Here is a 1,120-nt window from a genome sequence, read left to right as displayed (position 1 = left end):
ATCGCCTCGGCGGTCACCGCCACCCGGGCGCCGAGCCCGCCGAACCACGCGTGCACGGCCGACTCCAGCCCAATCAGCGCCGCCCCGGCCGACCAATGCGGGGCCGGCACCACCAGCCCGGTGACCCCGGCCAGCCCGTGCCCTAGCCGGTACGCGTCGTCGTCGAGCGCGCCCGCGGCCCGGCGCAACGCGTCCGGCCGTACGGTGAACGGCTCCTCGGTCATCTTCGGCCCCCGCCCGGTGGAAGAACATCGACGGGCGGGACGCTAGGCGGCCGGCGTGCCGCGCCACCCGCCCTGTGGACAACGGCCTCCCGTCGTACGGCGGGGTCGTCCACAGGCGTTGCCCCGGGCCCGGCCGGCGGCTAATGTGCCGCCGCCCCCGCCGGTAGGGTGAGGTCCGTGATCGTCGCTGTCGGCATCGACGTCGTCCTGGTCGACCGGTTCGCCCGGGCCATGGCGCGGACGCCGCTGCTCGCCGACCGGCTCTTCACCGAGGCCGAGCGCTACACCCGCTCCGGCAACCCGCGTTCGCCCGAGTCGATGGCCGCGCGGTTCGCCGCGAAGGAGGCGGTGGCCAAGGCGCTCGGTGCTCCCGGCGGCCTGAGCTGGCACGACTGCGAGATCGTGCCGGACCCGGACGGCCGGCCCTGGCTGACCGTCTCCGGAACGGTGGCCGCCGCGGCCACCGAACGCGGGATCAACCGCTGGCACCTGTCGTTGTCGCACGACGGCGGGATCGCGTCGGCCATGGTGGTCGCGGAACGCTGATCGGGTGCGTGCCGGACCGGCACGCCCGGGACGGAGTGGCATGAAACCGGTGTGGCGGGTCGGGGACGTACGCGCGGCCGAGGCCGGCCTGATGGCCACGCTCCCGCCCGGGACGCTGATGAAGCGGGCCGCCGCCGGCCTGGCCCGCCGCTGCGCGCTGCTGCTCGCCGAGCGGGGCGGGGTGTACGGATCCGCGGTGCTGCTGCTGGTCGGCTCCGGCGACAACGGCGGCGACACCCTGTACGCCGGTGCGCAGCTGGCCCGGCGCGGGGCGGCGGTGTCGGCCCTGCTGCTGACCCCCGGCCGGGCGCACCCCGAGGGGCTGGCCGCGCTGCGGGCCGCCGGCGGCC

At 77.0% G+C, this 1,120-nt stretch carries 3 protein-coding genes; 2 read left to right on the top strand and 1 reads right to left on the bottom strand.

Annotated elements, in window-relative coordinates; all coding sequences use genetic code 11:
- Window positions 1-224, bottom strand: a 224-nt coding sequence (locus NCC78_RS31850; RefSeq protein ID WP_250799188.1) for a hypothetical protein, incomplete at its 3' end; no start/stop codon positions are given.
- A gap of 177 nt (window positions 225-401) precedes the next feature.
- Between NCC78_RS31850 and NCC78_RS31845 the strand changes: the two genes are divergently transcribed.
- Together NCC78_RS31845 and NCC78_RS31840 are read left to right on the top strand one after the other, a co-directional pair.
- Complete coding sequence (locus NCC78_RS31845) at window positions 402-770, top strand: holo-ACP synthase (protein ID WP_250799186.1); 369 nt, start codon at window positions 402-404, stop codon at window positions 768-770.
- Window positions 771-810: 40 nt separating this feature from the next.
- Window positions 811-1,120, top strand: a 310-nt coding sequence (locus NCC78_RS31840; RefSeq protein WP_250799183.1) for an NAD(P)H-hydrate epimerase, incomplete at its 3' end; no start/stop codon positions are given.

Origin of the sequence: Micromonospora phytophila (assembly GCF_023656545.1) — a bacterium.
Taxonomy (GTDB): Bacteria; Actinomycetota; Actinomycetes; order Mycobacteriales; family Micromonosporaceae; genus Micromonospora; species Micromonospora phytophila.
Note: the sequence above shows the minus strand (reverse complement) of the source record. Positions and strands in the feature narration are given on the sequence as shown.